General features: G+C 58.9%; 17 protein-coding genes and 1 tRNA gene. 6 read left to right on the top strand and 12 right to left on the bottom strand.

Annotation, left to right across the window (positions count from 1 at the left end):
* Positions 1 to 3 precede the first annotated feature (3 nt).
* The gene (locus tag E3E11_RS02660; RefSeq protein WP_141451065.1) at positions 4 to 2958 is read right to left on the bottom strand and encodes a 2-oxoglutarate dehydrogenase E1 component; all 2955 of its coding nucleotides are present in this window, start codon (positions 2956 to 2958) and stop codon (positions 4 to 6) included.
* A 440-nt stretch (positions 2959 to 3398) separates the two neighbouring features.
* On the opposite strand from E3E11_RS02660, the gene E3E11_RS02655 reads away from it, so the two are divergent.
* From E3E11_RS02655 to hemH, 4 genes are all read left to right on the top strand, one after another.
* Positions 3399 to 4142 (top strand): 2OG-Fe(II) oxygenase family protein, encoded by a 744-nt coding sequence (locus E3E11_RS02655; RefSeq protein ID WP_231118969.1) that lies wholly within the window; start codon positions 3399 to 3401, stop codon positions 4140 to 4142.
* 21 nt (positions 4143 to 4163) lie between these two features.
* Positions 4164 to 4487, top strand: a complete 324-nt coding sequence (locus E3E11_RS02650; protein ID WP_141451064.1) for a TM2 domain-containing protein — start codon at positions 4164 to 4166, stop codon at positions 4485 to 4487.
* A gap of 114 nt (positions 4488 to 4601) precedes the next feature.
* A complete protein-coding gene (locus E3E11_RS02645; RefSeq protein ID WP_141451063.1) occupies positions 4602 to 5666 on the top strand; it encodes an aspartate-semialdehyde dehydrogenase in 1065 nt (354 codons plus the stop codon).
* Entirely contained in the window at positions 5663 to 6706 is a 1044-nt protein-coding gene (gene hemH / locus E3E11_RS02640) for a ferrochelatase (RefSeq protein ID WP_141451062.1), read from the top strand. The genes E3E11_RS02645 and hemH overlap by 4 nt, the downstream gene beginning before the upstream one ends.
* A gap of 56 nt (positions 6707 to 6762) precedes the next feature.
* Here the strand turns inward: hemH and E3E11_RS02635 are convergent, their stop codons facing one another.
* From E3E11_RS02635 to dnaK, 11 genes are all read right to left on the bottom strand, one after another.
* Positions 6763 to 8523, bottom strand: a complete 1761-nt coding sequence (locus E3E11_RS02635) for an HAD-IIIC family phosphatase (protein ID WP_141451061.1) — start codon at positions 8521 to 8523, stop codon at positions 6763 to 6765.
* A gap of 341 nt (positions 8524 to 8864) precedes the next feature.
* Positions 8865 to 9272 (bottom strand): hypothetical protein, encoded by a 408-nt coding sequence (locus tag E3E11_RS02630; RefSeq protein WP_141451060.1) that lies wholly within the window; start codon positions 9270 to 9272, stop codon positions 8865 to 8867.
* A gap of 264 nt (positions 9273 to 9536) precedes the next feature.
* Positions 9537 to 9613 (bottom strand) — tRNA-Pro (locus E3E11_RS02625).
* A gap of 118 nt (positions 9614 to 9731) precedes the next feature.
* Complete coding sequence (locus E3E11_RS02620) at positions 9732 to 10676, bottom strand: FAD-binding protein (protein ID WP_141451059.1); 945 nt, start codon at positions 10674 to 10676, stop codon at positions 9732 to 9734.
* Positions 10676 to 11446, bottom strand: a complete 771-nt coding sequence (locus tag E3E11_RS02615; protein ID WP_141451058.1) for an electron transfer flavoprotein subunit beta/FixA family protein — start codon at positions 11444 to 11446, stop codon at positions 10676 to 10678. The genes E3E11_RS02620 and E3E11_RS02615 overlap by 1 nt, the downstream gene beginning before the upstream one ends.
* A 202-nt stretch (positions 11447 to 11648) precedes the next feature.
* Complete coding sequence (locus E3E11_RS02610; RefSeq protein ID WP_141452073.1) at positions 11649 to 13271, bottom strand: electron transfer flavoprotein-ubiquinone oxidoreductase; 1623 nt, start codon at positions 13269 to 13271, stop codon at positions 11649 to 11651.
* 131 nt (positions 13272 to 13402) lie between these two features.
* Positions 13403 to 14170, bottom strand: coding sequence for a tRNA (guanine(46)-N(7))-methyltransferase TrmB (gene trmB, locus E3E11_RS02605; protein WP_141451057.1), 768 nt, complete (start codon positions 14168 to 14170; stop codon positions 13403 to 13405).
* Between the two features lie 113 nt (positions 14171 to 14283).
* On the bottom strand, positions 14284 to 15468 hold the full coding sequence (gene metK / locus E3E11_RS02600; protein WP_141451056.1) for a methionine adenosyltransferase: 1185 nt from the start codon (positions 15466 to 15468) through the stop codon (positions 14284 to 14286).
* 284 nt (positions 15469 to 15752) lie between these two features.
* Complete coding sequence (dapB, locus tag E3E11_RS02595) at positions 15753 to 16538, bottom strand: 4-hydroxy-tetrahydrodipicolinate reductase (RefSeq protein WP_141451055.1); 786 nt, start codon at positions 16536 to 16538, stop codon at positions 15753 to 15755.
* A gap of 20 nt (positions 16539 to 16558) precedes the next feature.
* Positions 16559 to 17713: a molecular chaperone DnaJ gene (gene dnaJ, locus E3E11_RS02590; RefSeq protein WP_141451054.1), complete on the bottom strand. Its 1155-nt coding sequence runs from the start codon at positions 17711 to 17713 to the stop codon at positions 16559 to 16561.
* 232 nt (positions 17714 to 17945) lie between these two features.
* Entirely contained in the window at positions 17946 to 19844 is a 1899-nt protein-coding gene (dnaK, locus tag E3E11_RS02585) for a molecular chaperone DnaK (RefSeq protein WP_141451053.1), read from the bottom strand.
* A gap of 796 nt (positions 19845 to 20640) precedes the next feature.
* Between dnaK and E3E11_RS02580 the strand changes: the two genes are divergently transcribed.
* Positions 20641 to 21639, top strand: coding sequence for a hypothetical protein (locus E3E11_RS02580; RefSeq protein WP_141451052.1), 999 nt, complete (start codon positions 20641 to 20643; stop codon positions 21637 to 21639).
* A 49-nt stretch (positions 21640 to 21688) separates the two neighbouring features.
* Positions 21689 to 22981 (top strand): glycosyltransferase family 4 protein, encoded by a 1293-nt coding sequence (locus E3E11_RS02575; RefSeq protein ID WP_231118968.1) that lies wholly within the window; start codon positions 21689 to 21691, stop codon positions 22979 to 22981.

Below are 22981 nucleotides of genomic sequence, written 5' to 3'. Positions count from 1 at the left end.
CTTTCAGGGCGTTTCCGGCTGATAGGAAGGCGTGGGCGTCGCATCGCGGGTCAGGGCTTTTTCCACCAGGGCGCGCTGCTCGGCCTGATGGCGGCTTGCCAGTCCTGTGGCGGGTGAAGCGCCGGCGGCCCGGCCTGCATAGAGGGTGCGTTTGGGCGTGCCGTCCGCATTGGTCAGGCCGGCCGTTTTCACGGCGTGCTCCACCCTGCGGTCCACAAAGCGCCAGGCGCCGCCATTGCGCGGTTCCTCCTGGCACCAGACGACATGCTCGGCATCGGGATGGGCCTTGAGCGCTTCCACCAGGGCATGGTGCGGGAAAGGGTAGAGCTGTTCGAGCCGTATGAGGGCCACTTCTTCTTCCTGCTGCCGTTTTTCCCTTTCAGCAACGAGGTCATAATAGACCTTGCCTGAGCACAGCACGATCCGGCGTGCGCCTTTGCCTGCCAATGGATCGGCCAGAACGGGGAGAAAGCGGGTCTGGGGACCCATGTCTTGTAGGGCTGAAACCGCATTGCGGTGGCGCAACAGGGATTTGGGCGTGAAGACGACAAGCGGCTTGCGGCAGCGGCGCGCGATCTGGCGGCGCAGGAGGTGAAAGAAGCTGGCCGGTGTGGAAGGCATGCACACCCGCAGGTTGTTCTCGGCACAAAGCTGCAGAAAGCGTTCCGGCCGGGCGGAACTGTGCTCAGGCCCTGCCCCTTCATAACCGTGCGGAAGCAGGAGCGTCAGCCCGGAGCTGCGGAGCCACTTGGTCTCACCGGCTGCCAGGAACTGGTCGATGATGATCTGCGCGCCATTGGCGAAGTCGCCGAACTGGGCTTCCCACATCACCAGCGCTTCAGGGTTGCCCAGGGAATAGCCGTATTCAAAGCCCAGCACGCCGTATTCCGACAACGGTGAATTCCAGATCTTCACCGGGGCCTGGCGGGGGGAAAGATGCGCGAGCGGCGTCTGCGTGCCCAGACCATGCTGGTCATTCAGCACCGCATGCCGCTGGCTGAACGTGCCACGCTGACTGTCCTGGCCGGAGAGGCGCACCGGGTGACCGTCAAGCGCCAGCGTGCCAAGTGCCAGGGATTCCGCCGTGGCCCAGTCGATGGGCCTACCTTCCTGCACAGCCTTGCGCCGCGCGACCAACTGGCGTTCCAGGCGGGGATGAACGGTCACCCCTTCAGGAACGCGGGTCATCGCCTGGCCCACCTCGCGCAATCGCGCCAGGGGCACGCCGGTCATGGGTTGAATGCGTTCGGGGCCGTCCTGCAGACGGGTGGGGTCAAGCGGGCCGACATCCAGCCAGTCCGTACCGTCAGGCTGATAGTCGGCAGCTTCGTCGAAGGCCTTCTGCAGCCGTGTCTGGGTCCGGTCCCACAGCGCGGCGGCTTCCTGGGCGGTCAGAAGCCCTTCATTCTCCAGCTTGCGGGCGTAGAGCTGGCGTGTGGTGGGGTGGGCATTGATGGCCTGTACCATGGCAGGTTGCGTGAAGGCCGGCTCATCGGTCTCGTTATGGCCATGGCGGCGGTAGCATAAAATATCCAGCACCACGTCGGAGCCGAACTCGGTGCGCCACTGATGCGCCAGCCGTGCGGCCCGCATGACCGCTTCCGGCGCGTCTCCGTTGACATGCAGAACCGGGGCCTGAACGGTGCGCGCCACATCGGTGTTCCAGATGCCGGAATGCGCACTTTCAGGCCCGGTGGTGAAACCGATCTGGTTGTTGACCAGCAGATGCACCGTTCCCCCCGTGCCGTAGCCCGGCAGGCGTGAAAGCTGCAGGGTTTCATAAACCACGCCCTGGCCTGCAAAGGCCGCGTCACCATGGACCAGGATGCCCAGATGCGCCTGGCGCGCCTGTTCATGGGGGGGCGCCGCACCGCCATCAGCTCGGTTCTGGGTGTTGTGGGAACGGTGCGCCTGGGCGCGTTCCAGGCTCTCCTGGGTCCTGTCCTGATCAGCGCGGACGCGCCCCATCACGACCGGGTCAACAGCTTCGAGATGGGAAGGATTGGGCAGAAGCGTCAGACGCAGGGCGGTCCCGGTTGCGTCATTGGCAAGGGTGGTTGCGGTGCCGAGATGGTATTTCACATCGCCTGAGACTTCAAAACCCGGGGGCTGAAAGGCCTTGCCTGCGAATTCTGCAAAAATCGCTTCTGCCGGTTTGCGCAGCACGGTCGCCATCACGTTCAGCCGGCCGCGATGGGGCATGCCCAGCGAGATGGACTGAACGCCGTCCTTCAGGCTTTCGGCAATCAGGCTCTGCAGGGCAACGATCAGGCTTTCCCCGCCTTCGAGGCCGAAGCGGCGCATACCGAGGAAGCGTTGCTGGCAGAAATGCTCAAAACCTTCCGCCTGGGTCAGCAGTGAGAGGAGCTCACGGGGCGAAAGAGGATCGGTCTGGCCGGCCAGGTGGGATGTGTGGGAGAGAGGGGATTCAAACCGGTCGATCCACCATTGCCGTTGCGCCGGATCCTGCAGATGCATGAACTCCACCCCGATCTCGCCGCCATAAGCCTGCTCAAGCCGGGCCTGCAGGGAGGGGTCAGCATCAGGCGGGGTCAGCTCAGGCAACTCGGGCAATGGGCGCAGTCTGAGCGGGTCAAGCCTGGCGCGGAGATGGCCGCGCTGCCGCCAGGCCTCGCGCAGGTTGTGTCGGTGCAGGGTCTGCGCACAGGCGTCCATTTCTGTTGCAGTATGGGCAGTAGGGGATGAAGGTTGCCCATATCCTTCCGGAAGGCCCTGTGGGCTTTGTACGACCGATGAAGGAGGATGGCCTTGCTCCATTACCTGCAGAAGGGCGGCGACATCCGGCGGCACTTGGGCAGGATCTGCATGCCAAGCGGCGCCCCACTGTTCTTCCAGGGCCGTCAGGTAGGACAGATTGTCACCGCTGAAGATGTCAGGACCCTGCACGCTTTGCGCGCGTGCCTGCGGTTCTGTGCCTTCAGCTGCTGCCTTGTTCATGCCTTGTCGCTGTCCTGTCGGAGCTGTGATCTGAAAGTTTCTGCCAATGGTTCTTCGGTCTCGTTCAGGCCCTGAAAAGAGCACCTCAAAGTTACTTCAAAGATCTCAAGGTCGAGAAACGCAGTGCCGCCTGAACGTCCCTGAACAATAAGAAGATTTTAGAAGAATCCTGCTTGTTGAAGGGTAGCCTTATTGCCAGGTGAAATGCGGCCAATGTAGTCTTTCTTTCTCCCTGGGCCTGTCAGGAAACCTGACCTCAGCATAATCTGCTTGAAACTTTCCTTCCCGAAAAGAGGGTTCAGCAAAAGAATCCAGGTCTTTGCAGGGGCGGAAGGCTGATCCGCATGCAGCTTGCGGTTTAGCCTCTGACAAGTCATTGCCCGCTGAAACCCCTGTATGATTATTATAATGCTATCGAGGAAGGGAACAGGATCATGCCGATGACGCCCCGACAAAGTGAGGCTGGTTCCAGGCCGGCTCACCCCCACCCGGCAAAGGCGGGGGGAGACACGGCTTTTCCGCGTGATCGTGCCGCCGCTGACCGGGTTTTCGAGCATGCCTTCGATTATGATGCTGTTCTGAGAGCGCTGGTCATGGATATTCCGTGCCCTTATCTCGTGGTCGAGAATTTTGTGCCGCCCCGTGTTCTGGCACATGTTCTGGCACTGTGGCCCGAAATTCCTTCAGGTGGATCTTTTCCGCGTTCAGCGCTTGAGGTGCCCCCTGCACTGGCGGGTTTTCTGGAGGAATTCGAGGGGCCGAAGCTCAAGAAACTGATCGGCCGCAAATTCGGTCTGGACCTGGAAGCTGCGCCCAGCATGGTTACGCTGCGGGGACAGACGCGGGCCAGGGACGGGCGCATCCATCTCGACAGCCCTTCCAAATGGGTCACCCTGTTGCTTTACCTCAATCCGCGCGAGCAGGCCTGGCCCGATCATGCAGGGTGCCTGCGTTTTCTGAACGGTCCCCATGACATGGAGGATTACGAGGCCGAGATTCCGCCTTATGGGGGCACGCTGGTTGCCTTCCCCAATCATCCGGCCAGCTGGCACGGGCACCGGGAATATGTGGGGCCGCGGCGCAGTGTGCAGCTCAACTACATGCATCGCCCGCAGAAAGTGGCAAGCGAAAAACTGCGCCACCATGTGTCAGCTTTCTTCAAGAAACATTTCCTGTCCTCCTGAAAGCCGGTTAAAACGCCTGTTATGACCCTGATTGAATTCATTTACGGCTTCCAGGAAGTCTACGGCGGCGTTCCGCCACAGCGGCAGCCTGAGTTTCTGGCCCTTTATACGTCTACTGCCAAGAATCCGACCGTGGCTTTCGCCCTGAGTGTCTTTCTCGGCAGTTTCGGGATTGACCGTTTTTATCTCGACCAGTGGCTGCTCGGTTTTCTCAAGCTGATCACCCTGGGGGGCTTCGGCATCTGGACAGTCATTGACTGGTTCCTGATCGCCGGGGCGACCTATGAGAAAAACCTTGAGCTGGCCCAGAGACTGGCCGGTTCACTTTCAGCGCCCCGATCCTGATTGAAGCCCTTGCAGTCCCCAGACGGGAATGGTTGAATCCCGGCTGCAGCGCCCCTGAACAAGGGGCAACAGGCGGCGTGCCGGAATACAGGGGCTGCGGGCAGGAGAGAGGTCATGGGATACAAGGTGGCGGTGGCAGGAGCGACCGGTGCGGTCGGGCGCGAAATTCTGCGGATTCTTGCTGAGCGTAACTTTCCCGCTGATGAGGTGGTGGCGCTGGCTTCTTCCCGTTCGGTCGGTCGGGAAGTCTCCTTTGGTGAGGACAAGGTGCTGAAGGTCCAGAACCTGGAGACCTTTGATTTCAAGGGCTGCGACATTGCGCTGTTTTCGCCCGGCGCTGAGGTATCAGCCAAATATGCCCCCAAAGCGGCGCGTGAACGCTGTGTGGTAGTGGACAACACTTCGCATTTCCGCATGGAACCCGGGGTGCCGCTTGTGGTGCCCGAAGTTAATGCAGATGCTGTTTACAAGGCGCGCCGCGGAATCATCGCCAATCCCAACTGTTCCACGGCGCAGCTGGTCGTGGCGCTCAAGCCTCTGCATGAGCTGTTCCAGATCAAGCGCGTGGTGGTCTCGACTTATCAGGCTGTTTCCGGTGCCGGTAAGGACGGCATGGATGAGCTTTTTGCCCAGACCAAAGGCAGCTTCGTGCATGATTCGCCCGATATCGCCCAGTTCACCAAGCAGATCGCCTTCAATGTCATTCCCCACATCGACCGCTTCCTCGAAGACGGCTCGACAAAGGAGGAATGGAAAATGGCCGTCGAGACGCGCAAAATTCTTGACCCGGATATCAGGGTGCTGGCCACCTGCGTGCGCGTGCCGGTGTTCATCGGCCATTCCGAGGCGGTCAGCATTGAATGTGAAAAGCCCGTCGATCTTGAAAAAGCCTGGGAAGCCCTGCGTCGTGCGCCAGGCGTGGTGGTGCAGGACAAGCGGGAGGATGGCGGCTACGTCACCCCGATTGAAAGCGTGGGGGAAGACCCGGTCTATGTGTCGCGCCTGCGCGTTGACCCCAGTGTTGAGCACGGGCTTGCCTTCTGGTGTGTGGCTGACAACCTCCGCAAGGGCGCAGCCCTGAACACTGTCCAGATTGCCGAATGCCTGGCTGAGCGCAATCTGTTGGGGCCGCATTCAGAGCTCTGGAAAAAACACGAGCGCCCGCTGGAGCCGCAATGAGCGGAGGCCTGTCTCCCTTTATTCATCATCCGCCACATGAGCCTGTTCCCCCCAACGGGCGGGTAGGCGTGCTGCTCATCAATCTCGGGACACCGAGCGGCACGGATTATTTTTCAGTGCGGCGTTACCTGGGGGAATTTCTGTCCGATCGCCGTGTGATCGAGATGACGCCGTGGCTGTGGAAACCGATTCTGCATGGCATGGTGCTGGCCACGCGTCCTTTCCGGAGCGGTGCCAATTACGCCCGTATCTGGGACCGGACACATAACGCTTCCCCTCTGACCGTCATCACCCGCGCCCAGGCGGAAGGACTGGCGAAAGAGCTGGGGCCGCAGACACCGGTAAGCTGGGGAATGCGCTACGGCACGCCATCCATCAGTCAGGGACTGGACAGCCTGTTGGCGCAGGGTTGCGACCGCATCGTCTGTCTGCCGATGTATCCGCAATATTCCGCAACCACGACGGCCACTGCCAATGACCAGGTGTTCCGCCATCTCATGCGGCTGCGGTGCCAACCTGCCATCGTCACGGTGCCGCCTTTTGCCGACGATCCGGCCTATATCGGGGCATTGGCCCAGAGCGTGCGCGAGTGCTGGTCACGCCTGTCCTTCACGCCGCAGCGGCTGGTCGTGTCCTTTCATGGCCTGCCGAAATCCTATGTGACCGCCGGTGATCCCTACCCGCGCGAATGTGCCCTGACCGTCAAGGCGCTGTCAGCTGTGCTGGATATGCCGCCCCAGCAAGTTCTGCTGACCTACCAGTCCCGCTTCGGTCCAGCGGAATGGCTAAAGCCTTATACGCTGCCGACCGTCACTGCCCTGGCGCAACAGGGTATAAAGGATATCGCAGTGATTGCCCCGGGCTTCATGACAGATTGCATCGAAACACTCGATGAACTCGATCATGAGCTGCGTGAAGCTTTCCTGCAGGCAGGCGGCAAGAATTTCGCCTACGTGCCCTGCCTCAATGCCACCCCACAGGCCATCGCGCTTCTTGCCGGGCTGAGCCGTCAGGCCATGCGGGGACTTAGGAATGACTAAATATTTGAGTGAGAGAAGAGAAGTCCTCTAAGATTCTAAGACTTCTCAATGGGAATTTAACGCATGTTCTTTAGTTGTGCAATGTGCTTCATATAAACATCTCTTAAATGCAAACCACACCTTTGGTAAACAATACGTAGGAAATGATCGTAATTAGTTGCTTCAGAGGGAGAAGCGAGAAAGTCGTCAAATTTCACACATTCTACATTAGGCCAATGATAACTAACCTCGATCTGACAAGCATAGATCAACCGTGCGCGGTCTAAATACCCCCATTCTGGGTGAGGATCAGGCACATTCAAAGCGGGCAAAAGAAATATGACTTTATTTGAGGGATCTATCTTAGATAGTATCCGATTTAAATTTTCCTTGAATTCAACGCAATCTATATGGCCTTTATATTTTAAATTTGCTTTAGCAAACCTGAACTCAGAGACGAATTCTTCTTTCCCGCCGCGGGCATAATAATCGTCTTCAAAAATCTCTTGGAAATTACCATAGCCTACTCCAGGAGGGATATAAGGCGCAGAGGCAGAAAGCCCGCTCAAGGCATGAATCTTAAAAGGAATGTCTGCCCAAAATGATAAAATTATTAATGCATCTTTTAAATGATCAAAAGACAGTTCAAAATCTTCATTTTTATAACCCACTTGGATTAATTTTTCTTGAGCCGGCTGATCATTTTCAGCTGCTATCCGCACCATTGAGGAATGATCACGTCTTATTATAAAATTATCGCGTACCGTTCCACTAAAGAGCCTGAAATCATTTGTTGAGTGACCAATATAATGTTGGAGGGATTCGGATTCGCAGCCTCCGCTTATAACTATAGGAGGCCTTTTTTCAAACTCACCATTAGATACCAGAGTCGAATTCTCTGGAGAATTTTCATACCAGCTAATCCAGTCTATGACACTATTATCTGTCAATGGATTGTTGGCGACTTCCCCAACAATATTGAGTTCTGGGCGCCCAAGTTGATTATACAACCAAGTCTCAATATGCATTCCCAATACTCTGCAGGAGAAGCAAAAATTCTTAAGTTTATTTTCGGTTGAATGGTGGATTTGATGGAAAAATCCTACTATTCCATAATCTCCAAACCTATCTCTAACCCTTACAAAGGCTAAGGTTTCAAATAATCCCCCCTCTAAAAGGGCCTTTGCTTCTGCTCTTGCCACATTAATATCATCAGATAGCCTATTTTTTGTAAAATTTAACTGATTTGTTCTATTTATAATCTCAATAAGACGATCAATATTATCATTAATATTATAATCTAGCTCAACAGATATATTACTGTTTCTTAGAAAATCAGAATTGTCTCCCTGCGATTCAACAGCTGCTTGATCCTTGGTTTCCATTAACTTGTAATTAGCAAGGCGTTTAAGATTGGAATCTTCTTTTCCTATAAACGCTTCACTCTGAAGGATATTGGGAATGAAATTTTCATCTTTAACTTGAACTTTTGGAAGTAGAGATTTAATTTCCTCTCGATTGAGAGGATTATCATCTATAAACATTATTGATTCTGGTCTTAATTTAACTTTATTTATAATATTTTCTACTCTTGCCCCTTTGGGGGTCCAGTCAATTGAGGGGAAGATGAACTGATCCCATATGCCCAGCTTTTCTAGTTCAGTCTTAGCTTTTGAGAAATCGTTTTTAGAGCAAATGGAGTTCATTATACCCCGTTTGTTTAACTCGCGGACGATTGCTCCATAATGGTGATTACTATCGATACCTTCTTCGGCAAGAGTTCCTTTCCAAAACGTATCGTCTAAATCCCAAATAACCAATCTTACTGCTTCGGTCATTTTTACACCTTTTCTGTTGATAATTAATATTGACCTATTATTTTTATAATAGAGGTAAATTTAATGATGTTGAAGCTAACTAGAACTTAATTTAGAATATATAATATTAAAATTATTTAATCGTATTAGGCGGACAGCTTTAGTATTTCTGGTAGGAATATCCCTTTTGGAAAAACGTTGGGGTCTCATTAAGACACAAGAAGACAGAAAGTAGATCCTGTTTGAATATAGAGATTAATAAAATAGTGTAAGCTCGATTTAAAAATCCACGCTTCCCTTTAGAAGACGTGGATTTTAAAATTATTTAGCGGATTTTAAAAGTCGTGGCCGAAATTCTGCTTTCAGTGGGCAACAGTGGGATTACTAGGAACTGCCGACGTTTGTGAGAGGGTTCCGGGCTGGGTGTTGTGCTCCTGGTCATACCATTCCGCCTTCTGCTCGATGAGGGCGGTTGATTCATGGTGGAACAGGCCTTCATTCACCTTGGTATCAGGATGTTCCTTGTCCCACAGAGCGGCCTTTTCACGGGCTTCCTTGCGGAATTTGTGACGCCTGTACATGCCGACGGCACAGCCTGCCATGGCGCCGAGCACGGCGTGGTGATGGGCGACATGACCGCCGGCTGCACCGGCTGCACCATATTTCAGGCAGCCACCGGTTTCAGCCATGGCCTTCGGGGCTGCGAAAGCACCCAGGGTGCTGCTCGCCAGGGCAAGCGCGAGAGCGGAGGAAAGGAATTTGCGGGTCATGGAAGAGCCTCCTGAAGAAAACGCTCTGGTGGTTAGCAGCAGAGCCGAAAATAACGCAGAAGAGGGCAACGACCTTGCGTGACCTCTTCTGAAAGAGCTGGAAATCAGCAGGTAACCGGCAGACATCCAACAAATTATTTAAAAGGATATGGCGCTGGAGTAGGTGGAAAGAAAGAGCAGGACACAAAAAAAGCCGCGTGCGCGGCCTTTGAAGATACGAGTTGTTCTTCCGCTGTAAGCGGTAGAGAATAGGGCGTTCCCAACTGGTCGGAGTGAGAGGATTCGAACCTCCGGCCCCTGCGTCCCGAACACAGTGCTCTACCAGGCTGAGCTACACTCCGGTTGGTGCGCCATTATGTAGCCTATTTGCCCCTGCTGACGCAAGCTAAAAATACCGGCAGAGCGCACCGGAGAAGGCCTGTCAAGCGTCTGGCGGCCTTCTCCGGACAGAGGGAGAACTCAGAGTTTTTCCTGCAGCTGGGGCAGGATCTCAAACAGGTCGCCCACGATGCCATAATCAGCCACGCGAAAGATGGGCGCTTCAGGATCCAGGTTGATTGCCACGATCACCCGGCTGTCCTTCATGCCTGCCAGATGCTGAATGGCACCCGAAAGCCCAACAGCCACGTAGAGCTCGGGCGCAACGATCTTGCCGGTCTGGCCGACCTGCATTTCATTGGGGGCGAAACCGGCATCCACTGCAGCACGGGAGGCACCGATCGCAGCGCCGAGCTTGTCTGCGACGGGTTCCAGCAGCTTGTGGAAATGATCAGTATCCTTAAGCCCCTTGCCACCTGAGATCACCACGCGGGCCGATTCCAGATCCGGACGCTCAGAGCTGGCCAGATCGCGTTTTATGAAGCGCGCCTGGGAGGTTTCAGGCAGCTGGACTGTTTCCACCGGCGCAGGCGTTTCGCTTTCGCCTTCTGCCGCTTCAAAGCTGGAGGGCCGGACCGTCAGCATTTTGACCGGATCGCTGGAGCGCACGGTTGCCAGGGCATTGCCGGCATAGATGGGGCGCACGAAGGTGGCCTCATCAATGACCTCCACCACATCGGTGATCGGCTGCACGTCCACCAGTCCTGCCGCGCGCGGCAGCACGTCCTTGCCTGTGGCTGAGGCAGGGGCGACAACATGGGTGTAGTTGCGGGCATGCTGGGCCAGAAAGGGCGCAGCCTGCTCGGCCAGGGGATGGGTCGGCGCATGCAGGACCTTGCCAACCCCGGGCAGCCGGGATGCTTCCTCAGCGGCCTGCTGGCCGTCATGCCCGCCGGAACCGCTGAACAGGAGAACATCAATCTTGTGCTCCGCCTTTCCGGCCAGGCGACGGGCGGCGGCGAGGGCGGCACGGGCGGATTTGCGGAGCTTGCCGGCTTCGCTTTCAAGCATGAGAAGAACGGACATCAGAGCACCTTCGCTTCGTTCTTGAGCTTGTCGAGCAGCTCTTCGACGCTGCTGACAATGATCCCGGGCTTGCGTTCAGCGGGTTCGCGCACGTTGAGGGTTTCAAGGCGCGGTTTGGTGTCGGCGCCGAGAGAACCGGCCTCGATCGTCTCGATCGGTTTCTTGCGCGCTTTCATGATGTTGGGCAGCGTGGCAAAACGTGGATTATTGAGGCGCAGATCCGCCGTGATGACGGCAGGCAGGCTCACCTCCACCACTTCCACTCCGCCATCGATCTCGCGTGTGACGCGGGCGCGGCCTTCCGGCAGGAGCTCGAGCTTGCTGGCAAATGTGGCTTGTGGCCAGCCAAGGCGTGCGGCCAGGATCTGGCCTGTCACGCTCATGTCGTCGTCAATAGCCTGTTTGCCGATGCTGACCAGTCCGGGCTGCTCCTTTTTCACCACTTCCTCAAGCAGGTGGGCCATGGCCAGGGGTTCAATTCCCCCGTCATGTCCGGCCGCTTCATCAGTCAGGATATGGATGGCCCGGTCAGCCCCCATGGCCATGGCGGTGCGCAACGTGTCTGCTGTCGCCTTTGGACCGATGGCCACGACGATGACTTCAGCTGCCCCTCCGTTCTCACGCAGCCGCACGGCTTCTTCCAGAGCCACTTCATCAAACGGATTCATGGACATCTTCAGCCCTTGCGTCTCGACGCCGCTGCCATCGGCAGCCACACGGGGCTTGATGTTGTAATCAACGACCCGTTTGACGGGTACAAGAACCTTCATGGTCATTCCTCGGATGTGAGCCTTGTTGTAGCGCAGGCCGGCCCTGGTTTTCATCCTGGCCGGACTGCGTCTGTCCATGCCGGGCTTTTTGCCAGAAAGCCGCATGAAAGCCAAACCGCCCTTTTAAGAGCAGCCTTACAATTTGCTCATGGAGGCGAGGCTGCGAGGGTTCCGGTCGTTCGGGCTTTCTGCCAGCAGCGTTTCACATGCCGGAGGGATAGTTCGGTCCGCTGCCGCCTTCGGGCACGGTCCAGTGAATGTCCTGGGCAGGATCCTTGATGTCGCAGCTTTTGCACTGCAGGCAGTTCTGCGCGTTGATGCGCAGTTTCGGCCGTTCATCCTCCCCGCTCGTTTCCACTTCATATACGCCTGCCGGGCAGTAGCGGGTTTCAGGGGCGGCATAGAGGCGCTCATTGACCGAAGCCCACAGGTGCTGATCGCGCAGCTTCAGGTGGCAGGGCTGGTTCTCGTCATAGCTGATATTGCTGAGATAGAGCGAGCTCGGGCGATCGAAGGTCAGCGTGTTGTCGGGTTTGGGATAATCCGGTTTGCGGCAGTGATCGGCATGGCGCAGCGTGTCGCAGTCCGGGCGGTGATGGTGCAGGGTCCAGGGTGCATGACCGCGGAAGAGCAGGCTGTCCACACCGCTGTAGAGCGCGCCTCCCATCATGCCCCATTTGGAGAAGGAAGGGCGGATGTTGCGCGCTGTATACAGCTCCGACCACAGCCACGATTCCTGCACGCGGGTCTGGTAGCTGGTGGCTTCAAACGCGTTCTGCTCCAGGGCCTCATGCACGGCTTCAGCGGCCAGCATGCCTGACTTCATGGCGGTATGGGTGCCTTTGATCTTGGGCATGTTGAGAAAACCGGCGCTGTCGCCTGTCAGCACGCCGCCTGGGAAAGAGAGACGTGGCAGAGACTGCAGGCCGCCCTCGGTGATGACGCGCGCGCCATAGGTCAGGCGCCGCCCGCCTTCAAAATGCGGCCGGAAAGCGGGGTGAAGCTTGGTGCGCTGCATCTCCTCGAAGGGAGAGAGCCAGGGGTTCTGGTAGTCAAGCGCTGTGACAAAGCCATAGCTGACCAGGTTCTCACCGAAATGATAGAGGAACGCCCCTCCGTAGGTGTGATTGTCCATCGGCCAGCCGAAGCTGTGCTGTACGAAGCCCGGGCGGTGATTCTCCTTGGGAATTTCCCAGACTTCCTTGATGCCGAGGCCGTAGGTCTGGGGATCGACTCCCTCACGCAGAAAGAAGCGGCTCATGGCCTCGCCGCTCAACGAGCCGCGCGCGCCTTCGGAAAGAATGACCTGACGGCCACGCAGCAGCATGCCAGGGGCGAAATCGCTGCGCGGCTTGCCATCACGTCCCACACCCATGTCTCCGGTGACCACGCCTTCAACGCGCCCCTCGTGATTGACATGCAGATGCGCGCCGGCAAAACCGGGATAGATCTCCACCCCCAGCGCTTCCGCCTGTTCGGCAAGCCAGCGGCAGAAATCCCCCAGGGAAATGACGTAATTGCCCCGATTGTCCATGGCAGGCATGAAAAGATGCAGGGCCGGAATGGGAAAGGCTTTGGTGGGCGTGAGGTAAAGCAGCTTTTCTTCGGTCACCGGCGTGTTGAGCGGTGCACCGCGCTCTTTCCAGTCCGGCAGAAGCTCGTTCAGGGCGCGGGGTTCGATCACGGCGCCGGAGACAATCTGGGCACCGATCTCGCTGCCTTTCTCGATCAGGCACACCGAGCGTTCCGGATCGAGTTGCTTGAGGCGGATCGCAGCAGAAAGCCCCGCCGGCCCGCCACCGACGATGACGACGTCATAAGCCATTTCCTCACGCTCAATCTCATCATGCGCCCCTTCATGGTGGGAATGGCCGTGAGAGTGTGAATGGTGGGAAGCGGATGTCATCAGGCGGTCTCCTGCTCATGAGGGCGGGCGGTGAAAACGGGAAAGAGTGTTTACCCGCGCCGGCGAAAAATCCAGTAAAAAGGTTGGCGTCCCTCACGGAAGGCCTTGGCTTCGTAACGCGTCGGTGACCAGTCGGCAGGGCGTTCCTGAACGCAGGAGACGTAGTCGAACAGGGCCTGTGCCTCCGGCGTGGTCATGATCTCTTCCACCCATTCCTGGTAGACCGTATGATCGCTGGCGATGCGCCAGGTGGCCTGGGGTTTGAGCACACGGCCCAGCTCACGGATATTGTCCGGATGGACGAAGCGCCGCTTGGCATGGCGTGCCTTGGGCCAGGGATCGGGAAACATCAGATAGGCACGGTCCAGGCAGGCATCAGGCAGTTCCTGAAGAAGAAGACGCGCATCCTCGTCCCACAGGCGCAGATTGGGCGGCAGCGGTGCGGTCGCTTCGTGATTTTCCTGTTCCGGATTTTCTTCAATGAGCCGCGACAGCAGGGAGCACAGCCCGTTCTCGAACACTTCGCTGGCGATATAGCCTGTATCAGGGTGGCGTTCTGCCTGATCGGCCGCATGTTCCCCGCCGCCAAAGCCGATTTCCAGAAACAGCTGCTTCACCGGGACAGAAAAGGCTTTTTCAGGATCGGCGGGTTGGGTGAAACGCAGGCGCGGCAGAGCAACGTCAAGCAGGCGCTGTTGGCGGGCGCGCAGCGGGTGACCGCGCTGCCGTCCGTAAAGCCGCTCGGGCTGCGGTTTGAGCTCTGCCGGTGCAGGATCGGTTGCAGGAGCGGGCGAATTGGCAGCAGAGGGAGAAGCCACGGAACGTCTCCGGTCAGGAAGGCGAAGGGTGAAATTGCAAAGCCCCGCCCGCTTGGAAACGGGCGGGGCATGGAAACGGGCCGGAACGGCAATCAAGCCGTCCAGTCCGGAAGTCAGCGGTGCAAGGCGGCCTTCAGAGGGGCGACCAGATCCGTGTTTTCCCAGGTGAAGTTGTCGAGTTCAGGATCGGGCACGCGACCGAAATGCCCGTAAGCGGCAGTCTTGGCATAGATGGGGCGGTTGAGGCGCAGATGCTTGCGGATACCGCGCGGCGAGAGGTCCATTATCTCGTTGAGAAGAAGGCCGAGACGGTCTTCATCCACGTCCTTGCCAGTTCCGTCGAGATCGACATAGACCGAAAGCGGGCGGGAGACGCCGATGGCGTAGCTCAGCTGGATCGTGCAGCGGTCGGCCAGCCCGGCCGCTACCACGTTCTTGGCCAGGTAGCGTGCGGCATAGGCGGCCGAACGGTCCACCTTGGTGGGGTCCTTGCCTGAGAACGCCCCGCCGCCATGCGGGGCAGCGCCGCCATAAGTATCAACGATGATCTTGCGGCCTGTCAGGCCCGCATCCCCGTCCGGGCCGCCGATAACGAAGATGCCGGTCGGATTGACGTAGAATTCATTGTCAGGACACATCCAGCCCTCAGGCAGGACATCCTGAACTGTTTCGCGCACGATCTCGCGGATTTCCTTCTGGTCCATCCCCGCTTCATGCTGAGTGGAGACCACGACGGAAGTGGCGCCGACCGGCTTGCCGTTTTCATAGCGCAGGGTCACCTGGCTCTTGGCATCGGGCAGCAGGCCGCGGCCACGCGGATCGCCATTCTTGCGGTGGTCGCGCAGGCGCTCGAGGATGGTCTGCGCGTAGAAAAGGGGGGCGGGCATGAGATGTTCGGTCTCGCGTGTGGCAAAGCCGAACATGATGCCCTGATCGCCCGCGCCTTCATCCTTCTCGCCCGCGCTGTCGACGCCGACGGCAATATCAGCGGACTGGGCGTGGAGATGGGAGGTGATATCGGCTTTTTTCCAGGAGAAGCCTTCCTGGTCGTAACCGATATCCTTGATGGCGTCGCGTGCGCGGTCGATCAGGGTGTCTTCAACTTCCTTCGGTCCCCGGACTTCGCCGGCCAGCACCACGCGGTTGGTGGTCACCAGGGTTTCACAGGCCACGCGGGCTTCGGGATCGGCTTGCAGGTAAGCATCCAGGATCGTGTCGGATATTCTGTCTGCCACCTTGTCGGGATGGCCTTCGGAGACTGACTCGGAAGTGAATAGGAAATCGCCGTGATTGCGCACTCAGGGACCTCGCAGGGAATGAGTGATGAAAAGGGTGCTATTGCCGCCTGTATCCGGAGTGGTGCCCGTTTCCGGAAAACACGTCGGAAGCCGGGGATAAGCGGACAGGGCTGACACATGCAGCACGTGAGTAGCTACCGCATGGCGGAAATGTGGCGAAGGGTCAAGAGTTGCCGCACTGCCATGTCGGTCCTGATGGAGTCTGTCTTCCGGGTTGGAAGGTTTATCCGGAGCGTGGTGGTTTGCGGCACACAGGTGCCCGGAGGAAGCGGAGGGGCGCTCGCTCATGCGCCTTCCAGGACATTCTGCATGCCGTAGAGGCCGGGACGGCGGCCGGGACGTGCCAGCCAGTCAGCCGCTTTCAGGGCGCCGCGCGCAAAGACCCGGCGGTCCAGGGCGCGGTGGGAAAGAGTGATCTCCTCATCAGCGGCCAGAAATCTGAGCTCATGTTCGCCTACGACCTGACCGCCGCGCAGGGCGGCAAAACCGATGGCGCCCTCCGGACGGGCGCCGTTCTGATCAAAGCGTTTGACCTCATCAAAGGCGACTTCCCGCCCCTCGGCCACGGCCTGACCGATGGCCAGGGCGGTGCCGGAAGGGGCATCCACCTTCTGGCGATGGTGAACGTCAAAGATCTCTGCGTCATATTCAGACGCTGGCAGGGTCGCGCCGAGCTGTCGGGCCAGCTGCAGCACCATGGTCAGCGCCGGCGAGAAATTGGCGGCCCGCAGGACGGGAATATGGCGGGAGGCCTCTTCCACGGCCTGTATGTCCGCTGAGGTCAGCCCCGTCGTTCCCAATACCCAGGGCACGCTTGCGCGTGCAAAGCTGGCAGCATGGTGCTGAACGAGCCCTGCATGGCTGACATCAATGATGACATCGGCATGGGCAGCCAGTTCTGCAGGTTCGCTGGTCAGAAAAATTCCTGGGAACCCCGCTTGCCGGGGGTGGCGGGTAAGACCGGCGCTTACCTGGGGCCCGGCTTCGGCAGCGCACAGGTGCCCCAGGCGCCCCGTGATCCCGGCGATGCCGATCCGCGGTCGTACAGGCGCGGGAGAATCAGAACCCATCGGCTTCAATCCTTTCGCGTTTATCCCTGACCGTCGAAAAATTCGCGGACACGGCTGAAAAAGCCGCTGTTCTGCGGGCTGCTTTCCGCATGGTCACCGCCTTCCTTCTCGAATTCCTCGAGCAGTTCCCGCTGGCGCTTGCCGAGGCGGGTCGGTGTTTCCACTGACACCTGCACATGCATGTCGCCGCGGGCACGCGCATGTACCACGCTGAAGCCCTTGCCCTTGAGCCGGAAGCTCTGTCCGCTCTGGGTGCCGGCAGGGATCTTGAGCCGTGTTTTGGTGCCGTCGATGACCGGCACCTCGATTTCCGCACCAAGAGCCGCCTGCGTCATGCGAAGGGGAATGCGGCAGTAGAGCGTGGCCCCTTCGCGCTGGAAGAGATCACTGGGCTCCACAGTGACCAGAACGTAGAGATCCCCTGCCTCCTGCTTGCCGGGCCCGGCCGCGCCTTTGCCGTGCAGGCGCAGGCGGGTGCCGTCCTCCACACCGGCAGGAATCTCAACCGTGACGTTCTCGAAAGTGGGCTCGGTCCCGCTGCCGCGGCAGCTTTCACAGGGATGGCTGACAGTTTCGCCTTCACCGTGGCAGGTGGGGCAGGGACGTTCAACCAGGAAAAATCCCTGCTGGGCACGCACTGCGCCTCGTCCGCGACAGGTCGGGCAGACGCTGCGGCCACCTTTCGGGTCGCTGGAGCCTGACCCGTGACAGGTTTCACAGGGTTTCCGGGTCTCGATCGTGACTTCCTTTTTCACGCCCGTGAAAGCTTCGGCCAACGTGATCTCCACCTGGGTCTGGATATCCTGGCCCCCGGAACGCCTGCGTTCCTGACGGGCATTGCCGAACATCTGCTCGAACAGATCGCCGAGATCATTGGCATTGAAACCGCCGCCGAATCCCCCACCCCCAAAGCCACCGAACCCGCTTCCAGCTCCAGCACCGCCATTCTGGAAAGCGGAAGCACCGTAACGGTCATAGGCCGCGCGTTTCTGCGGGTCTTTCAGAACCTCATAGGCAGCATTGATTTCCTTGAAACGCAGTTCAGCTTCAGGATCATCGGGATTGCGGTCCGGATGATAGCGCAGGGCCAGACGGCGGAAGGAGCGCTTGATCTCCTCTCCGCTGGCCGTGCGGGAGACTTCGAGAAGCTGGTAGTAGTCGATCTGCGTGGGCATGAGGGTCCCTGTACAAGAGTGCGGAAAACGGATCGTCTAGGCCAGAGATGGGGTGGCTTGCTGAAAAAGAAAGCCCTTGAACCGGATTTCGCCCCCGGCCTTTGCCTGCAGCTGGAAGGAAAAGGCAACGAAAAACGCCTGCCTCCGGAGAGACAGGCGTTTTTCGTGCGGGTGCTGGGATTTCTCCTGGCGACCCCACAATCACAGGGTGTTGAACGCGTCGCTGAAGAAATTATTTCTTCGGCTGGTCGTTCTTGTCGTCGTCGGGAAGCTCTTCAAATTCAGCGTCCACGACGTTTTCTTTTTCCTCGGCATGGGCTTCGGCTTCAGCCTTCGGGCCTTCAGCGGAGGCGACCTTGTTGAGGGCATGCTGCAGCTTCTCGGCAGCGTGCTTGATGGCGCTCGCGTCATCGCCCTTGGTGGCTTCCTCAGCGTCCTTGATGGCTTTCTCAGCTTCGTCCTTCACATCGTGAGAGACCTTGCCTTCACCTTCCGTCAGGGCCTTGCGGGTCTGATGGATCAGGGCTTCGGTGATGTTGCGCTGCTCGATCACTTCACGGCGCTTCTTGTCGGCTTCGGCATTCGCCTCGGCGTCCTTGATCATCAGCTCGATGTCAACATCGGTCAGGCCGGACTGGGCCTTGATGCTGATCTTCTGTTCCTTGCCGCTGGCCTTGTCCTTGGCGGTGACATTCACAACGCCGTTGGCGTCGATGTCGAAGGTCACTTCAATCTGCGGCACGCCGCGCGGGGCCGGCGGGATGTCGGTGAGGTTGAATTCGCCGAGGATCTTGTTGTCGGCCGCCATCTCACGCTCGCCCTGATAGACCTTGATGGTCACGGCCGGCTGGTTGTCTTCAGCGGTCGAGAAGGTCTGGCTCTTCTTGGTCGGGATCGTGGTGTTGCGGTCGATCAGACGGGTGAACACGCCGCCCAGCGTCTCGATGCCGAGGGAAAGCGGGGTCACGTCGAGCAGCAGGACGTCCTTGACGTCACCTTTCAGGATGGCGCCCTGAATGGCCGCACCGATGGCCACGACTTCGTCCGGGTTGACGTTGCGCTCCGGGTTCTTGCCGAAGAACTCCTTAACGGTCTCGATCACCAGCGGCATACGGGTCTGGCCGCCGACCAGGATCACGCCGTTGATCTCATCACGGGTCAGACCGGCATCCTTGAGGGCCTTTTCGCAGGGGATCAGTGTCTTTTTCACCAGCGGCTCGCACAGGGCGTCCAGCTTGGCGCGGGTCAGCTTGATCACCAGATGCTTGGGACCGGTGGCATCAGCGGTGATGAAGGGCAGGTTGATTTCGGTTTCCATGGCGGAGGAAAGCTCGATCTTGGCTTTCTCGGCAGCTTCCTTGAGGCGCTGCATGGCCATCTTGTCGCCGGCCAGGTCGATGCCGTCCTTCTTTTTGAATTCCTCGACCAGCCATTTGATGATGGCCATGTCGAAGTCTTCACCGCCCAGGAAGGTGTCACCGTTGGTGGACATCACCTCAATGGTGCCGTCGGCGATATCGAGAATGGACACGTCGAACGTGCCGCCACCCAGATCGTAGACCGCGACATTGCCAGCGTTCTTCTTCTCCAGCCCGTAGGCGAGAGCGGCGGAAGTGGGCTCGTTGATGATACGCTTGACGTCGAGACCGGCGATCTTGCCCGCATCACGGGTTGCCTGGCGCTGGGCATCGTTGAAGTAGGCCGGAACCGTGATCACGGCATCCTTGACCGGCTCGCCCAGGTAAGCCTCGGCGTCCTGCTTCAGCTTGCGCAGGATGAAGGCGGAGATCTGGGCGGGGGAGTATTCCTTGCCTTCGACCTCGACCCAGGCGTCCCCATTGGGGCCCGGCACGATCTTGTAGGGAACGAGTTTCTTGTCTTCCTGCACTTCGGGATCATCGTAACGACGGCCTACGAGGCGCTTGACAGCATAAATGGTGTTCAGCGGGTTGGTGACCGCCTGACGCTTGGCTGCCTGGCCGACCAGAACTTCCCCGTTGGGCGTGAACGCGACGACGGATGGCGTGGTGGGCTGGCCCTCGGCGTTCGGGATGACCTTGGTCTTGTCGCCTTCGCACACGGCGACGCAGGAGTTGGTCGTGCCGAGGTCGATACCGATGATTTTGCTCATGAAGGTATGCCTGTTTCCTGTTGGGGCCTGTCGTCGGTATCACGCTGGACCAACCGTGCCGTTCCCAGCGCCGGAGCGCTGAGGAGAGGGGGTGGGCATCGCAAACCGTTACAGGCTTGAAATTGAATTAACGTTGTGGCCCGAACCGCCATCCTTCAGGCACCGTGACCACCGTTTCTCTCCTGAGTGCCGTGAAACCGGAACGTTGCACCGGTGCGATGACAATGATCTCAGACCTGGCCGAGCCAGGGGAAATGACGGGTCACGAGCGCCGATCGGGCAAGGCCGGGCTCTTGATTTCGATCTAGGGTGGCAGAGGCGCGGTTTCAAGGGAGCATCAGAGCAAAAAAGTGCCGGAATTCTGAAAAATGCTTTCGCGTGACCTGACGGCTTTCGGCGCCTCTTACCAAGGGTGGCCAAGCCTGATACCACAGGCCTGACGGGATCGGCGGCCGACGGGGAATGAAGGATGCAGGCAAGACGGCCAAACGCGTTTGAAACGTTTCCGGGGCGCAAGGCTCCGGCTTCCTTTCTCTCCCTGTTCTTTGCGTGTCTGCCCCAGTGTTTTCTGAAGCTGTGTTTTCTGAAGCTGTTTTCAGAACGCATTGCCCCTTTTTTTGTTTTAATTATCAGCAGAAGGGGCAGGGCAGTCGAAATCTGCAGAACCCTGGCCTGCGGGGTAATTCTCCTGCTTCCGGCGTTTGGGCTGGGAGGCTGCATCAGCCTGGGTCCCAACCGCCTGTCGCATGATCAGCTCGCCTACAGCCGGGCCCTGGGCGAGACCACCAAGCGCGAGATGCTGCTTAACATCGTGCGCCTGCGCTACGCTGATCCGCCGACTTTTCTCGACACCACCCAGGTCATTGCCGGCTACAGTCTGGGGCGCAGTATTTCAGGCGGCGTCTACGGCTACCCCGGCGCTTCGATCAGTACTTATCTTTTCGGTCAGGGCAGCATGTCCCTGGCCGAAAACCCGACGACCACCTACCAGCCGGTCACCGGGCAGCAATATGCCGAAAATGTCATGCGCCCCATCTCGCCGACGGTTATCCTGCCGTTGAGTCTGGGAGGGATGCCGATCGACACCCTGTTGCGCCTGACAGCTCAGTCCATCGACAATCTTTCCAACGTGCGCGGGCTGGGGGCCGGCCCCTTCGGGGGCGGGTCAGTGCGTTTCTACCTGCTCCTTCACGATCTGCGGCAGCTTCAGATCGCCGGTGCCATGACGATCCGCATCACCAACGAGAACCCGGCGGAGGTGCTGTCACAGAATCCGGGCAGCAAAAAGCTTTCCCCTTCGTCCCAGACGCCCCCGAAAGGGCCGGAACATGCCTATCTGGTGCTGACGCCGACTTCTGACAGCAATCTCAAAGCCATTCAGAACGAGGTGCGGCGCCTGCTGCACCTCGCCCCGACAGCCCAGGAAGCGGAAATTGTTTACGGGCCTTATCCCAAACGTCCCGACCAGATCGCGATCCTGACCCGCTCCATGCTCGCCATGCTCACCCAGATCTCCTATGAGATGCAGGTGCCGCCCCAGGATGTGAAAATGGGACGCACCCCGCCCACCATCAGTCAGGTCGGCATTGAAAGCCGACCCGAAGTGGTCATTCACTGCAGCAAGGATGAACCCGCGCACGCTTATGCGGCCGTGGAATATGAAGATGTGTGGTTCTGGATCAGTGATGATGACTTCCAGAGCAAGGAAGCCTTCACCATGATGCAGGTGCTGCAGGCCCTGGCGGCCACCAGTCATGGTACCGGGGCTATCGTGACCATTCCGGCAAATGGGTGAGGCTCTTCCCGGGTCAGCCCGCCTGAAGGCCCAGGAAAGAGAGCCGCTTGTGCCGGAACCTCCTGTCATTCTGCAGGTGCTGCCAGCCCTGGGGCATGGCGGGGTGGAGCAGGGTACCCTGGAGATCGCCCGTGCCCTGCGCCAGGCGGGGGCCAGGGCCCTGGTGGCTTCGGACGGAGGCCCACTGCTGCCCCCGTTGCGCGCCTGTGGGGCTGAACACATTGCCCTGGACTTCCGGAAGAGCTTTTCGCCCCTGAAAATCTGTCGTCAGGTGCAGGCCCTGCGTCAGCTGTTGCGCCGGGAAGGGGTTCAGCTTGTCCATGCCCGTTCCCGCTGGCCTGCCTGGATTGCCTGGGCTGCCTGCTGCTTGGAAGGGGTGCCGCTGGTCACAACTTGGCACGGCGTGCACGGCGCGCGGACATTCATCAAGCGTTTCTACAATTCCGGACTGGTCCGGGGAGAACGGGTGATTGCGGTGTCAGGAGAGATCGGCCGCCGCCTGGTCCAGGAGTATCATGTGCCCTCCGAGCGCCTGCGCGTCATTGCCCGTGGCAGCGACCCTGAGCGCTTTGATCCGGCTGTTTTTGGTGTGCGGGGTTTCGGTAAGGAGGAAAGTCCTCTTGCGCCGGCGGAGAGTGCGAAGAAAGCCAGTGCCGTTGCGAGAATGGTGCGGCTGAGGCAGCGCTGGGGACTGCGGGAAGGCGAAATCGTGTTGCTGCTGCCTGCGCGTCTGACAGGCTGGAAAGGCCAGGCCCTGGCGGTGGAAGCCCTTGGGCGGATGGCAAGGCAATGGACTTGCGAAACACCAGGCGCTCCATGGCGCTGCCTGCTGGTGGGGCCTGGCGTGCAAACGGCTTATGGTCGCCAGCTGCAGGCGCGCATCAATGCGCTGGGCCTTGCCGGTCGCGTGCAGCTCGTCGGCGCCTGCTCGGACATGCCGGCCGCCTATGCGCTGACGGACATCGTTCTGGCGCCTTCATTGCGCCCTGAACCGTTCGGGCGGGTGGCGGTGGAAGCGCAGATGATGGGGTGCACGGTTGTGGCTTCTCTGCATGGGGGACAGGCAGAAACGGTGCTGGAGGGAAAAACCGGTATCCTCCTGCCGCCAGGTCATGTAAGGGCTCTTGCCTCGGCGCTTGCAGGGTTGATTGCGCGACCGTTCACCCGGGAGGTGCACGAGGCAGCCTGCGCGGCGCGGCAGCGGGCTGTAACGCTTTACGCGATGCAGAGAATGCAGGCGATGACGCTGGAGGTTTATGATGAAGTCCTGGGCCACAACACGGACCGGGACAGGTTGGCGACTCGGTTCCGAACAGTCCGGAATCGGGCGCAGGAGAATTGA

The organism is Oecophyllibacter saccharovorans, from assembly GCF_006542375.1.
GTDB lineage: Bacteria > Pseudomonadota > Alphaproteobacteria > Acetobacterales > Acetobacteraceae > Oecophyllibacter > Oecophyllibacter saccharovorans.
Note: the sequence above shows the minus strand (reverse complement) of the source record. Positions and strands in the feature narration are given on the sequence as shown.